Annotated in this window: 12 protein-coding genes, 1 other RNA gene and 1 pseudogene; 4 read left to right on the top strand and 10 right to left on the bottom strand. The window is 73.0% G+C overall.

Annotated features, from left to right (window positions below; genetic code table 11):
* Nucleotides 1-8: 8 nt before the first annotated feature.
* The gene (locus tag JIW86_RS27580) at nucleotides 9-608 is read right to left on the bottom strand and encodes a hypothetical protein (RefSeq protein ID WP_257556564.1); all 600 of its coding nucleotides are present in this window, start codon (nucleotides 606-608) and stop codon (nucleotides 9-11) included.
* A complete protein-coding gene (locus JIW86_RS27575; RefSeq protein WP_257556563.1) occupies nucleotides 605-1339 on the bottom strand; it encodes a MerR family transcriptional regulator in 735 nt (244 codons plus the stop codon). Before JIW86_RS27575 ends, JIW86_RS27580 begins: the two co-directional genes overlap by 4 nt.
* A 77-nt stretch (nucleotides 1340-1416) precedes the next feature.
* Here JIW86_RS27575 and rnpB point away from each other — a divergent pair.
* Nucleotides 1417-1818: RNase P RNA component class A (gene rnpB / locus JIW86_RS27570), an RNA gene on the top strand.
* Between the two features lie 79 nt (nucleotides 1819-1897).
* The gene (locus tag JIW86_RS27565; protein ID WP_257556562.1) at nucleotides 1898-2101 is read left to right on the top strand and encodes a hypothetical protein; all 204 of its coding nucleotides are present in this window, start codon (nucleotides 1898-1900) and stop codon (nucleotides 2099-2101) included.
* Between the two features lie 104 nt (nucleotides 2102-2205).
* Here JIW86_RS27565 and JIW86_RS27560 read toward each other — a convergent pair whose 3' ends face one another.
* The 4 genes and pseudogenes from JIW86_RS27560 to JIW86_RS27545 all read right to left on the bottom strand — a co-directional run.
* Entirely contained in the window at nucleotides 2206-3618 is a 1413-nt protein-coding gene (locus JIW86_RS27560) for a bifunctional RNase H/acid phosphatase (protein WP_257556561.1), read from the bottom strand.
* Complete coding sequence (locus JIW86_RS27555) at nucleotides 3618-4361, bottom strand: zinc ribbon domain-containing protein (RefSeq protein WP_257559461.1); 744 nt, start codon at nucleotides 4359-4361, stop codon at nucleotides 3618-3620. Before JIW86_RS27555 ends, JIW86_RS27560 begins: the two co-directional genes overlap by 1 nt.
* Entirely contained in the window at nucleotides 4358-5215 is an 858-nt protein-coding gene (locus JIW86_RS27550) for a Nif3-like dinuclear metal center hexameric protein (protein ID WP_215140721.1), read from the bottom strand. The genes JIW86_RS27555 and JIW86_RS27550 overlap by 4 nt, the downstream gene beginning before the upstream one ends.
* A 9-nt stretch (nucleotides 5216-5224) precedes the next feature.
* Nucleotides 5225-5779: pseudogene (locus JIW86_RS27545) on the bottom strand (ABC transporter substrate-binding protein); the annotation flags it as partial.
* A 190-nt stretch (nucleotides 5780-5969) separates the two neighbouring features.
* Between JIW86_RS27545 and JIW86_RS27540 the strand changes: the two are divergent.
* Nucleotides 5970-7055, top strand: coding sequence for a hypothetical protein (locus JIW86_RS27540; RefSeq protein ID WP_257556560.1), 1086 nt, complete (start codon nucleotides 5970-5972; stop codon nucleotides 7053-7055).
* Here the strand turns inward: JIW86_RS27540 and JIW86_RS27535 are convergent.
* Genes JIW86_RS27535 through JIW86_RS27525 form a run of 3 tightly spaced genes read right to left on the bottom strand, consistent with a single transcriptional unit; the run spans nucleotide 7042 to nucleotide 9967 of the window.
* Complete coding sequence (locus JIW86_RS27535; RefSeq protein ID WP_257556559.1) at nucleotides 7042-7983, bottom strand: 3-oxoacyl-ACP reductase; 942 nt, start codon at nucleotides 7981-7983, stop codon at nucleotides 7042-7044. The two genes, JIW86_RS27540 and JIW86_RS27535, sit on opposite strands and share 14 nt — an antisense overlap.
* Before the next feature lie 24 nt (nucleotides 7984-8007).
* Nucleotides 8008-9084 carry a Zn-dependent alcohol dehydrogenase gene (locus JIW86_RS27530; protein ID WP_215140724.1) on the bottom strand — a complete coding sequence of 359 codons (1077 nt, stop codon included), beginning with the start codon at nucleotides 9082-9084 and terminating at the stop codon, nucleotides 8008-8010.
* 28 nt (nucleotides 9085-9112) lie between these two features.
* Nucleotides 9113-9967, bottom strand: coding sequence for a MaoC/PaaZ C-terminal domain-containing protein (locus JIW86_RS27525; protein WP_257556558.1), 855 nt, complete (start codon nucleotides 9965-9967; stop codon nucleotides 9113-9115).
* 204 nt (nucleotides 9968-10171) lie between these two features.
* On the opposite strand from JIW86_RS27525, the gene JIW86_RS27520 reads away from it, so the two are divergent.
* Nucleotides 10172-10531 (top strand): DNA-binding response regulator, encoded by a 360-nt coding sequence (locus JIW86_RS27520; RefSeq protein ID WP_263862085.1) that lies wholly within the window; start codon nucleotides 10172-10174, stop codon nucleotides 10529-10531.
* Nucleotides 10532-10647: 116 nt separating this feature from the next.
* Here the strand turns inward: JIW86_RS27520 and JIW86_RS27515 are convergent, their stop codons facing one another.
* Nucleotides 10648-11835, bottom strand: coding sequence for a lipid-transfer protein (locus JIW86_RS27515; RefSeq protein ID WP_257556556.1), 1188 nt, complete (start codon nucleotides 11833-11835; stop codon nucleotides 10648-10650).
* Nucleotides 11836-11839: the final 4 nt, after the last annotated feature.

Here is an 11839-nt window from a genome sequence, read left to right as displayed (position 1 = left end):
GACCTGACCTACGCGGGCTGCCGCAGCGCGGTGACCAGCGCGCGCGGGTCGTCGGCGTGGAAGCGGATGGTCCGCGCCCGTCCCCGGGCGCCGAGCGGGCGGGTGAAGGGGAGGGGCCGGGTCAGCTCCAGGGTCACCGTGGTCTGGCTGCCCACGATCAGGTCGAGCACCCCGTCCTCGGACACCGTGACCAGCCGCCCCTGGGGATAGCGCCGGTCGACGCGGACCGAGGCCACCGCGTCCGGCGGGACGACGAGGTCGAACAGGGCCCCGTAACGGATCCGCAGGGAGCCGTCGGGACGGACCACGTGCGGACGCGTGACACAGGCGGCGTGCAGGGCGAGCACGACCACGATCCCGTACACGTCGAGGACGAGCAGCACCCGGTGGACCGCCGGCCAGGGAATGAGCACGGCCAGGGCGACCGTCTCGATCGCCGACACGAAGAGCATCCCGTACATCATGGCGGTCTGCGGTCCCGTGTACCCGGCGGCGAGGTCCCCGGCCCGGACCCCGTGCTTGCGGCGCAGCGCCCACCAGCCGAGGGAGGCGGTGGCACGCAGTTCGTGCCGCACCAGCCTCCGCGCCCACACCGGTATCCCCTTCATCCCCGTCCCCTCTCCATGAACGCCTCCATGACCCGGCGTACGACTTCCGCCTGCGCGGGGGCGTACTCGGCGAGCAGTGCCTCCTTGAACCCGGCCACGACCGCGCCCCCGGCGGGGATCGCGGCGAACGCCTCGTCGGGAACGGCCGCGACCAGCTCCGCGGCCAGGGCCGGGATCCGCGGATCGTCCACGGGGGCGTCGGCGAGCGCGTCCAGCCGCTCGTACAGGGCGAGCACCGCGGGATCGGCGGCCAGCGGCCCGAGCGCCGCGTAGAGCTCCTCGCCGCCCGGGCCCGAGGCGTCGAGCAGCGTCAGGTGCTCGCGGTCCATGGCGGCGGCCGGCGAGTCGGTGGCCGGCGCCTTGGCCAGCAGCGCGGCGAGCGCGGGCGAGAGCGGTTCGACCTCCCCGGGCGGGGCGGCCAGCAGCGCCGCGAGCCGCCGCCTGCGCTCGCCGATCTCGGCCTCCTGGCGGGCCAGGTCGGCGTCGAGCTCTTCGAGTACGTCGGCCAGTTCGCGCCCGGCGTCGTCCGCGAGGACGTCGCACACCTCGTCGAGGCTGAGCCCGAGCTCGGTGAGCCGGCGCACGCGGGCCAGCAGGACGGCGTCGCGGACGCTGTAGGCCCGGTAGCCGTTGGGGCGCCGCTCCGGTTCCGGGAGCAGCCCGACATGGTGGTAGTGCCGGATCGCCCGGGTCGTGACCCCGACGAGCGCGGCGATCTCTCCGATCCGCATGACCCCAGTAGAAACCCTGCCGCTGCGTCAAGGTCAAGCGGCGACGGCACAGCCGGTAACATGGTCGCCACGGCAGACGAGTCGGCCGGGCGGCCGCGTCGGGATCTTCGGATCCCGCCGAGGAACGTCCGGGCTCCACAGGGCAGGGTGGTGGGTAACGCCCACCCGGGGTGACCCGCGGGACAGTGCCACAGAAAACAGACCGCCGGGGGCTTCGGTCCCCGGTAAGGGTGAAACGGTGGTGTAAGAGACCACCAGCGCCTGAGGTGACTCAGGCGGCTAGGTAAACCCCACCCGGAGCAAGGTCAAGAGGATCCGTCTTCGGACGGGTCTGCGCGAACGATCGAGGGCTGCCCGCCCGAGTTCGCGGGTAGACCGCACGAGACCGGCGGCAACGCCGGTCCTAGATGGATGGCCGTCTCCCCGGTGACCGCGAGGTCGCCGGGCGACAGAACCCGGCGTACAGGCCGGCTCGTCTGCCGTCCCGCCCCGAACCGGGGTCCTCTCCGGTCCGGGGCGGTTCTGCATCACCCCCGGCACACACAAGAGGTGGGGAAAATGACCGTTCTGCTCGTGCTGCTCCTGGCCTGCGCCGTCGGCGGGGCCGCCTGCGTGGTGTGGGCGGAGCGCGGTGGGCCCCGCTGGGTCCGCATCGTGGCGCGCGTGACGCTCGGCATCGGCGCGATGGTTGGCGGCGCCGGGAAGAGCCGGCGCCGGGGCTTGAACAGGGGCGGCGGCAACAGCGGCGACGGCGACGAATAGGTCCTGGCCGGGCGGCCGTTGGGCATCGACCTACGGCGCGGACGCGGCGAGCCCCCCGTGCCGTGCACGGGGGGGCTCGCTGCTGCTTCGCCGGCCGGGGCCGGCTACCGCAGGTGGGACGTGTCGTTCAGCAGCCGCACCGAGGCGTTGCCGTCCGCGTAGTACGCCACCGCCGACAGGGAAGCCGCCGACAGTTCCATGCGGAACAGCGACTCCGGCGGGGCGCCCAGGGCGAGACGGACCAGGATCTTGACCGGGGTCACGTGCGAGACCAGCAGGACCGTGCGGCCCGCGTGCTCGGCGAGCAGCCGGTCGCGGGTCGCCGAGATCCGGCGGGTGGCGGTCGTGAAGCTCTCGCCGCCGCCCGTGGGGGCCGCCCGCGGGGAGTCCAGCCACGCCTGGAGGTCGTCGGGGAACCGCTCCCGCACCTCGGCGAAGGTCAGACCCTCCCAGGCCCCGAAGTCCACCTCGCGCAGGCCCTCTTCGACCGTCACCGTCAGGCCGAGGCGGTCGGCGACGGCCTGGGCGGTCTCGCGGCAGCGGCGCAGCGGGGAGCTGATGACCGTCTGCACGGTGCCGCGGGCGGCCAGCGCCTCGGCCACGGCCGACGCCTGGCGCCGCCCGGCCGGGGACAGCTCGGGGTCGCTGCCCCCGCTGCCGGAGAAGCGCTTCTGCGGGGTGAGGGCCGTCTCGCCGTGGCGCAGCAGCACGAAGGTGGCGGGGGTGCCCATGTCGGGACCCCAGCCCTGGCTTCCGGCGGTGGTGCGGGTGCGGCCTGCCTCCGGCGCGGCGTCTTCGACGGCCGAGCCCGATCCGGCCGCGGGGGCCGGGACGCGCCCCGCCAAGGCGGGGGCCCGGCCGGGCGCGAGCGCCCCGGCTTCGCCGAACAGGGTGCCGGTGCCGCCCGCTTCGGCGGAGCCGGTGCTTCGCGCGGCGCGCGTGTCCGCAGCCTCGGCCGCGCCGGTCCCCGTACCACCGCCGGAGGCGAGGGCGGCGCGCACGGCCGCAGCGCCCTTCGCCGCATCCCCCGGAACGCCGCCGGAGGCCACGGCGCGGGCCGCACCGTGGTCGAGGGCGGCCGAGGAGGCCGACGGCTCCCACTGCTTGCCGCGCTTGCCCGCGTCCATCGCCTCGTTGGCGAGCCGGTCCGCGTGCTTGTTCTTCTCGCGCGGGATCCACTGGTACGTCACCTGGGCGCGCGGCAGGATCTTCGCGGCCTCGGCGGCCAGCGGCTTCATGTCCGGATGCTTGATCTTCCAGCGGCCCGACATCTGCTCGACGACCAGCTTGGAGTCCATCCGGACCAGGACCTGCGCGTCCGGCGCCAGCTCGCGGGCCGCCTTGAGCCCGGCGATCAGGCCCTTGTACTCCGCCACGTTGTTCGTCGCGACGCCGATGTACTCCGCGCGCTCGGCCAGCGTCTCGCCCGTCGCCGGGTCGAGGACGACCGAGCCGTAGCCAGCGGGCCCCGGGTTGCCCCGTGAACCGCCGTCCGCCTCCACGACAAACTGCGGCATCAGATCCCCGAGTCGGCCGTACGGACCAGGATGCGGCCGCAGTTCTCGTGGCGCACGACCTGGTCGCGGGCCGCGGCCTTGATCTCGTTGACCTCGGCCATGTCGAGCTCGAGGCGGCAGCCCTCACAGCGGCGCTGGTACAGGCGCGCGGCGCCGACCCCGCCCTGCTTGACCCGGATCTTCTCGTACAGGGCCATCAGGTCGGTCGGCATGGACCCGACGATGACCTCGCGGTCCTTGGCGATCTTGGCGGCCTCGGCGTCGAGCTCGCCGGTGGCGGCGTCGCGGCGCACGGTGGCGTCCGTCAGCTTGCCCTCCAGGGCGGAGACGCTCGCGGTGAGTGCGGTGACCCGCTCCTGCGCGGCCTCCAGACGCTCCATGACCTCCAGGACCACGTCCTCCAGGTCGCCCTGCCGCTTGGCCAGGGAGACGACCTCGCTCTGCAGGTTGGCCAGGTCCCGGGCCGAGATGCCCACGCCGGAGTCCAGGCGCTGCTGGTCGCGGGCGGCGCGCTGGCGCACCTGGTCCACGTCCTGCTCCGCCTTGGTCTGCTCGCGGGCGGCGTCGCTGGCCTGCGTCTGCGCGGCGACGAGCAGGTCGCGCTGCTGGGTGAGGTCCTTGGTCAGCGAGTCGACCTCGGCGTGCTCGGGCAGCGACTTGCGCTTGTGGACGAGCTGAGACAGCCGCACGTCCAGGGCCTGGACGTCGAGAAGTCGGATCTGGTCGGCGGGCTCGGCGTTCAGTTGGGGGCTCCAGAGATAGAAGGGTGTGTGACGGACGGCGCGTGCGCCGTCCACGGGTCGGTGACCGTGCGCGAGACGTGGGTACGCAGACCCCAGCCGTGGCGCTCGGAGATCGCGTCGAGCTGGGCCGCGGCCTGCTCGCACCAGGGCCACTCGGTGGCCCAGTGGGCGGCGTCGACGAGGGCGAGCGGGCTCTGCTCGCGGGCCTCGGAGACCGGGTGGTGGCGCAGGTCGGCGGTCAGGAAGACGTCCACGCCGGCGGCGCGGACCTGCTCGAAGAGGCTGTCGCCGGAGCCGCCGCTGACGGCGACGCGGCGGATCAGCGCGTCCGGGTCGCCGGCGACCCGGATGCCCTGGGCGGTCTGCGGCAGCCAGGCCGCGGCGCGCGCGGCGAACTCGCGCAGCGTCTCGGGGCGGTCCAGTTCGCAGATCCGGCCCAGGCCGCGGCGGCCCTCGGGGTCGGTGGCGTCGGGCACCAGCGGGCCGGTGATCCGCAGGTCCAGGGCGCCCGCGAGGGCGTCGGAGACTCCGGGGTCGGCGGTGTCGGCGTTGGTGTGGGCGACGTGCAGCGCGATGTCGTTCTTGATCAGCGTGTGCACGACGCGGCCCTTGAAGGTGCCGGCCTCGACGGTGGTGGTGCCGCGGAGGTAGAGCGGATGGTGGGTGACGATCAGGTCGGCACCCAGCTTCACGGCTTCGTCGGCGATCTCCTGTACGGGGTCCACGGCGAACAGGACCCGGGAGACCTCGGCATCGGGGTCGCCGCAGACGGTGCCGACGGCATCCCACTGCTCGGCCCGCGAGGGGGGCCAGAGAGCGTCCAGCGCGGCGATGACTTCAGAGAGACGGGGCACGGTGCAAGGCTACCGTCCGTGGCGCCCGCCCCATGGCCCGACCGCTCGCCGGCCGGGCCATGGGGCGGGCGTCGGGGGTCGTCGTTGCTTGACGAGGAGCCCGCGCAGGTCGTCGAGGACCTTGTCGGCGGCCGTCACGCCGAGGCCCAGGTACCAGGTCTCGTCCGGGACGTCCTTGGCCCGGCCCTGCTTCACGGCCTCCAGGCCCTTCCACAGCGGGTCCACCTGCTGGTTCTGCGGGCGCGGAATGCCGGAGTCCTTGAGGACGGTGCCGATGAAGGAGGCCCCGGCGTACAGGCGGGTCTCGCCCGGCATGTAGCGCAGCACCGTGACGGTGGGCTTCTTCTCGCCGAGGTCGGCGCCGAGCTTCGCCGCCTTGGCCTGGTAGGCGTCGAGCTTGGCCTTGGCCTCGGCGGTCTTGTCGAGCGCGGCCGCGTTCAGGAAGTAGTTCTCCTTCCACGGGAAGCCGGGACGGATGGAGAACACGGTCGGGGCGATCTTCGAGAGCGCGTCGTACTTGTCCGCGGCGCGCAGCTGGCTGCCGAGGATCAAGTCGGGCTTGAGGACGACCGTGGGGCAAGTTAGGCATACCTAACTGACTCCCCGCCCTAAACGCCCCGATATCGCACAGCACAATCGCCTCCACGACCTCAGGAGAATCGCCGCCCGGCCACCCGTATGTGTGAAGCGGGCTTGCTGATGTTGTTCGGCAGGAAGCGCGAAACCTAGTTTCCTCACCGGAGGTGAGGCGCGGATGACTGTCTGTGCCATCGAGACGACGAGCACGACCCCGTTCACGATCGCCGCCGACGGCGCGTACGCCGCCCGGCTCGCGGGGAACGGCGAGGCGCTCTACGCGGAGCGCTGGACCCTGGCCGGGCCCGAGCCGTACGCGGTGCCGCTGCCGCTCGCGCAGCCCGAGGAGGCCGACAGCGAGGTGCTGCCGCTGGCCGACGGGCGGGTGCTGATCCACCGGCGGGTGGCGGAGCGGCACGCCTTCGCGCTGCTGTACCCGACGGGCGCCGCGGCCGGGCCGCGCACCGGGGAGCTCCAGCTGGGCGGGGTGGAGCAGGAGGACGGCGTACGGGTGCGCCTGCTGCCGCCGTCCCCGGACGGGCGCGGCGCCTTCGCGCTGGCCGCGGGCGACACCGGGAGCACGGTCTGGCGGGTGGCCGGGGACGCCTTCGGGCCGCGGCGGGTGGCCGAGGTCCCGGGGCGTTGCTCCGGCGGCGTCTGGCTGGACCGGACGGGCCGGCTGCTGGCCCTGGACCGCGAGCTGGACGGCGCCACCAAGGCCGTGGCCGTGGACCTGGAGCGCGGCGGCGAGGTGTCCCCGCTGCTCCAGATCACGGAGGACAGCGACGACCGGCTGCTGCTCGCCGACCCGGACAGCGGGCTGCTGCTGATCCGCTCCGACGCGCCGGGCGAACCGCGCCTCGGCTGGGGGGTGCTGGGCAGTTCCCTCCCGGTCCGCTTCCCGGAGTGCCTGCGGCACGTGGACGCGGCCCCGTTCGCGGTCCAGCCGGGCCAGGCGCTGATGCCGGAGACCTGCGGGGTGGCGCTGCGGCTGGGCCCGGCGGGGGAGGGCGGGATCGGCCTGTGGCGCCCCGCGGACCGGCACGTCTTCCGGATCGGGCCGCCCGTGGGATGGCTGGGCGGTACGGGCCTGTGGAGCCCGGAGGGCCGCCTGCGCCTCCCGTACGCGACCCCCGACGTGCCCTGCGGGATCGTCGGGCTGACCCTCCCGGTCTCCCCTCCCCCGCCGGTCCGCCTGGACCCCGTACCGCCGCCCGCGCCCCGCCCGGTTCCCCTCCAGCAGGCGCCGCTCAGTCGTGCTTGAGGCCGAGCACCTCCGTCGCGGCGAAGGTCTCGTTCGCCGGGCGGGAGTCGTAGTGCGGGGTCAGGACCTCGTCGAGCTCCTCGTAGGAGAAGGCCTCCTTGGTCGTGTCGAACTTCGCGGCCACCTTGGGGCGTTCCATGACGACCACGATCCCGCCGTGGACGACGAACAGCTGTCCGTTGGCCTTGGCCGAGGCGGGTGAGGCCAGGTAGCCGACGAGCGGCGAGACGTGCTCGGGGGCGAGGGCGTCCAGCTTGCCGTCCTCCGGGACCTGGAAGCCGGCGAAGACGTCCTCGGTCATCCGGGTGCGGGCGCGCGGGCAGATGGCGTTGGCCGTCACCCCGTACTTCGCCAGGGCCAGGGCGGTGGAGGTGGTCAGCCCCACGATGCCGCCCTTGGCCGCCGCATAGTTGGGCTGGCCGGCCGAGCCGCCGAGGAAGGCCTCGGACGAGGTGTTGACGATCCGGCCGTAGACCGGGCCACCCGCCGCCTTCGACCGCTCCCGCCAGTGCACGGACGCGAAGTGCGTGGTGTTGAAGTGGCCCTTGAGGTGGACGCGGATCACCGAGTCCCACTCCGCCTCCGACATCGAGAAGACCATCCGGTCGCGCAGGATGCCCGCGTTGTTGACCAGGATGTCGAGCTTCCCGAAGCTGCCGACCGCCAGCTCGACCAGCTCGCGCGCCTGCTCGAAGTCGGCCACGTCGCCCAGGTGCGCGACGGCCTGTCCGCCCGCGGCCCGGATCTCCGCGGCGACCTCCTCCGCCGGGGCGGCCGAGGCCTCTCCCGAACCGTCCCGGCCGGGCTGCCCGAAGTCGTTGACGACCACGCTCGCGCCGAGCCGCGCGAGTTCGATCGCCTCGGCGCGGCCGAGCCCGCGGCCCGCGCCGGTGACGATGGCGGAGAGCCCCTCAAGTGGCAGTGACATCTACCGGATTCCTCTCAGAACGGGTCAGAGTTCGATGCAGGTGCGCAGGGCCACGCCCGTACGCATCTGGTCGAGGGCGTCGTTGATCTCGGCGAGCTGTACCCGGTGGGTGATCAGGCTCGCCAGGTCCACCCGGCCGGCCCGCCACAGCGCGATGGTGCGCTCGTACGACCGGAGCACGTCGCCGCCGCCGTACATGGACGGGAGGATCTTCTTCTCGTCGAAGAAGAGCGAGAACATGTCGATCTGGAAGTTGTCGTCCATGGCGCCCGCGCCGACGATGACGACGCTGCCGCCGCGCCGGGTCATCTTGTACGCGGTCTGCGCGGTGGCGGACTTGCCGACGACCTCGAAGACGTAGTCGAAGCCCTCGCCGCCGGTGATCCGGTTCTTGGCGTCGTCGAAGGCGTCCGGCGCGACCGCCTCGGTGGCCCCGAACTTCAGGGCCGCCGCGCGCCGCGACTCCACCGGGTCGATGGCGATGATCTGCGCCGCGCCCTGGACCTTGGCGCCCTGGATGACGGATATGCCGACGCCGCCGCAGCCGATGACGGCGACGGAGGAGCCGGCCTCGACCTTGGCGGTGTTGATGGCCGCGCCGAGGCCGGTGGTGACGCCGCAGCCGATGAGCGCGGCGATGTCGAAGGGCACGTCGTCGGGGATCGGGACGGCGCACTTGGCGTCGACCACGAGCTCCTCGGCGAAGGTGCCGGTGGCGGCGAATCCGAAGATGTCGCCGCCCGCCCGGCGGAAGTTGGGGATGCCCGCGTTGACCAGGCTCTCCAGGCACAGGTGGCCCTGGCCGCGCTTGCAGGACGGACAGTGGCCGCACGGCGGCAGCCAGCAGACGAGGACCCGGTCGCCGATCTTGTGGCTGGTGACGCCGTCGCCGACGTCGGAGACGACTCCGGAGCCCTCGTGACCGGGGATGAAGGGGGCGGGCTGCGGCAGGATGCCGCTCATCGCGGAGAGGTCGGAGTGGCACAGGCCGGTGGCCTTGATGCGGATCTTGACCTTGCCGGGACCGAGGCCCACGGCCTCCATGTCGTCGACGACCTCGAGCTTGTCCTGTCCGATCTCGCTCTGCAGTGCTGCGCGCACGGTGCGGCTCCTTCAGTCCGGTCTTGGATTACGCGTGTTCGACGACGGTGTCGGCGAGGACCGGCGCGTCGTCCCGGTCGGCGGCGGTCACCGCCACCAGGACGCGGCCGGGTTCCTGCCACATCCGGATGCGCAGCGTCTCGCCGGGGAAGACGATCCCGGCGAAGCGCGTGCGGTAGGCGCGGACCCGGGACACGTCCCCGCCCAGGGCCGTGTCGACGACGGCCTTGAGGGTCATCCCGTACGAGCACAGGCCGTGCAGGATCGGCCTGTCGAAGCCGGCCAGCTTGGCGAACTCGGGGTCTGCGTGCAGGGGGTTCCAGTCGCCGGAGAGCCGGTAGAGGAGCGCCTGCTCCTCCCGGATCGTCCGTTCCTCGACGCGGTCCGGCGCCCGTTCGGGCAGCTCCTCGCGGACGGAGGGCCCGCGCTCGCCGCCGAACCCGCCTTCGCCGCGTACGAAGATCTGCGCATCGCTGGTCCACAGCGGCCCGTCGGCGTCCGCGACCTCGGTGCGCAGCACGACCACGGCGGCCTTGCCCTTGTCGTAGAGGGCGGCGACCTTGGCGGTGGAGGTGGCGCTGCCCTTGACCGGGATGGGCCGGTGCAGCTCGATGGACTGGCCGCCGTGCAGGACGTTGGCGAGGTTGATCTCGATCCCGGGGGCGGCGAGCCCGCCCATCATGGCCATGCCGGCGCCGGCGACGGTCGCGAAGCTGGGCAGGACGTGGAGCTTGGACTCGAGGGTGTAGCGCAGCTCGTCGGGATCGGTGGCCGGGAGGCCGGCGCCGAGGCCGAGGTGGTAGAGCTGGATGTCCTTGTGGTCCCAGGCGATCTCCCCCTGGCGGGGGTCTGCGGCGAGGGCCTTGGCGGCATCGATCGGCATGAGGATGCTGCTCCCTGTTTCTGAAAGGTCACTGCCTTGGAAGACCTCGGTGCGGCCGTCCGCACCGTCGGCCGCACCGAGGTCGCATGCGGGGCCGGTTCTAGAACGCGTTCTAGCCCCGGCCGGTGAGGAATGTATAACGCACGCCCCAGCAGTTGGGAAGACTGCTGACTTCACGTCAGATAGGCTTCTCCGGTGGACGAAATGCCCGTTGCGCACCGACCTGCCCGATCCCTGCGCGTCCTGCTGCACCCGCCGAACCCGGCCTTGGCGCTCCGGCTCGAGCTCCAGCCGGATCTGGAGGTCGTACGGGATTCCATGGCCCGCCCGGCGGTGGCACTGGTGGAGGACGCCGGTTCCGTACCGGGGCTGCTGGCGGAGGATCCGGAGTGCCGGGTGCTGGTCCTGACGGGTTCCGCCCACCCGGGCCTGGCGGCCGCGGTCCTGGCCGCGGGCGCGGCGGGGCTGGTCCTGCGCGACGGCCCGATCGAGGACCTGGCGGACGCGATCCGGCGCGCCTCGATGGGCGAAACGGTGGTCGACCCGGCACTGGGCACCCCGTAGCCGCCGGTGCCGTGCCTGGCCGCTGCGCGGGGCCTCCCGGGCTCTGCCCGGACCCTCCCCCAGACTCCGTCCGGGGGAGGGTCTGGGGCGGAGCCCCAGCGCACGGCGCCCAGCCGTTATCGCCTGAGCAGGGTCACCACCGCCGCGCCGCCCAGGCCTATGTTGTGGGCCAGGCCGACCCGGGCTCCGGGGACCTGGCGCGGGCCCGCCTCGGCGCGCAGCTGCCAGACCAGCTCCGCCGCCTGCGCCAGCCCCGTCGCACCCAGCGGGTGCCCCTTCGAGATGAGCCCCCCGGACGGGTTGACCACCCAGCGGCCCCCGTACGTGGTCGCCCCGCTCTCCACCAGCTTCCCCGCGGCGCCGTCCTCGCACATGCCCAGCGCCTCGTACGTCAGCAGCTCGTTGATCGAGAAGCAGTCGTGCAGCTCGATCACGTCCACGTCCTCGATGCCCAGGCCCGAGGCCGAGAAGACCTGCCGTCCCGCCGCGGCCGACATCGGCTTGCCGACCACGTCGATGCACGAGCCCGACGAGAAGGACTCGTCCGTGTCCGTCGTCATCGCCTGCGCCACGATCTCCACGGCCTTGTCGTGCAGCCCGTGCCGCACCACGAACCGCTCGGAGACGACGAGGGCCGCCGCCGCCCCGTCCGAGGTGGGCGAGCACTGCAGCTTCGTCAGCGGCGTGTGGATCTCCTTCGCCGCCAGGATCTCCTCCACCGAGTACACGTCCTGGAACTGCGCGTTCGGATTGTTCGCCGAGTGCCGGTGGTTCTTCGCGCCGACCGCCGCCAGCTGCGCGGCCGTGGTCCCGTACCGCTCCATGTGCTCCCGCGCCGCGTTCCCGAAGATCTGCGCGGTCGGCGGGGACATCTCGAAGCCGTGGCCGGCCGCCATGATCCCGTAGTGCCGGGCGACCGGGGAGGTCTTGAAGTCGCCCCCGTCGGCCCCGCCGCCCAGCGCACCGCGCTTCATCTTCTCGAAGCCGAGCGCGAGCACGCAGTCGTTCAGTCCGCCCTCCACGAACTGCCGCGCCATCATCAGCGCCGTCGAGCCCGTCGCACAGTTGTTGTTCACGTTGTAGACCGGGACCCCGCTCAGCCCCAGCTCGTACGCCGCCCGCTGACCGGCCGTGGACGCCTGGAAGCAGTACCCCACCGGCACCTGCTCCACCAGCCCGTAGTCCACCCCCGCGTCCGCGAGCGCCGCGGACCCGGCCTCCTTGGCCATGTCCCAGTACTGCCAGTCCCGCGACTCCGGCTTCTCGAACTTCGTCATGCCGACGCCCACGATGTACGACTTCATGTCC

The organism is Streptomyces sp. NBC_00162, from assembly GCF_024611995.1.
Taxonomy (GTDB): Bacteria; Actinomycetota; Actinomycetes; order Streptomycetales; family Streptomycetaceae; genus Streptomyces.
This window is presented reverse-complemented; position numbering and strand designations above follow the sequence as displayed.

Coding starts and splice junctions, on each gene's coding strand:
- JIW86_RS27525 (WP_257556558.1), bottom strand. CDS start 9,967: ATGCCGATCGATGCCGCCAAGGCCCTCGCCGCAGACCCCCGCCAGGGG.
- JIW86_RS27575 (WP_257556563.1), bottom strand. CDS start 1,339: ATGCGGATCGGAGAGATCGCCGCGCTCGTCGGGGTCACGACCCGGGCG.
- JIW86_RS27520 (WP_263862085.1), top strand. CDS start 10,172: ATGCCCGTTGCGCACCGACCTGCCCGATCCCTGCGCGTCCTGCTGCAC.
- JIW86_RS27515 (WP_257556556.1), bottom strand. CDS start 11,835: ATGAAGTCGTACATCGTGGGCGTCGGCATGACGAAGTTCGAGAAGCCG.
- JIW86_RS27540 (WP_257556560.1), top strand. CDS start 5,970: ATGACTGTCTGTGCCATCGAGACGACGAGCACGACCCCGTTCACGATC.
- JIW86_RS27560 (WP_257556561.1), bottom strand. CDS start 3,618: ATGCCGCAGTTTGTCGTGGAGGCGGACGGCGGTTCACGGGGCAACCCG.
- JIW86_RS27535 (WP_257556559.1), bottom strand. CDS start 7,983: ATGTCACTGCCACTTGAGGGGCTCTCCGCCATCGTCACCGGCGCGGGC.
- JIW86_RS27565 (WP_257556562.1), top strand. CDS start 1,898: ATGACCGTTCTGCTCGTGCTGCTCCTGGCCTGCGCCGTCGGCGGGGCC.
- JIW86_RS27580 (WP_257556564.1), bottom strand. CDS start 608: ATGAAGGGGATACCGGTGTGGGCGCGGAGGCTGGTGCGGCACGAACTG.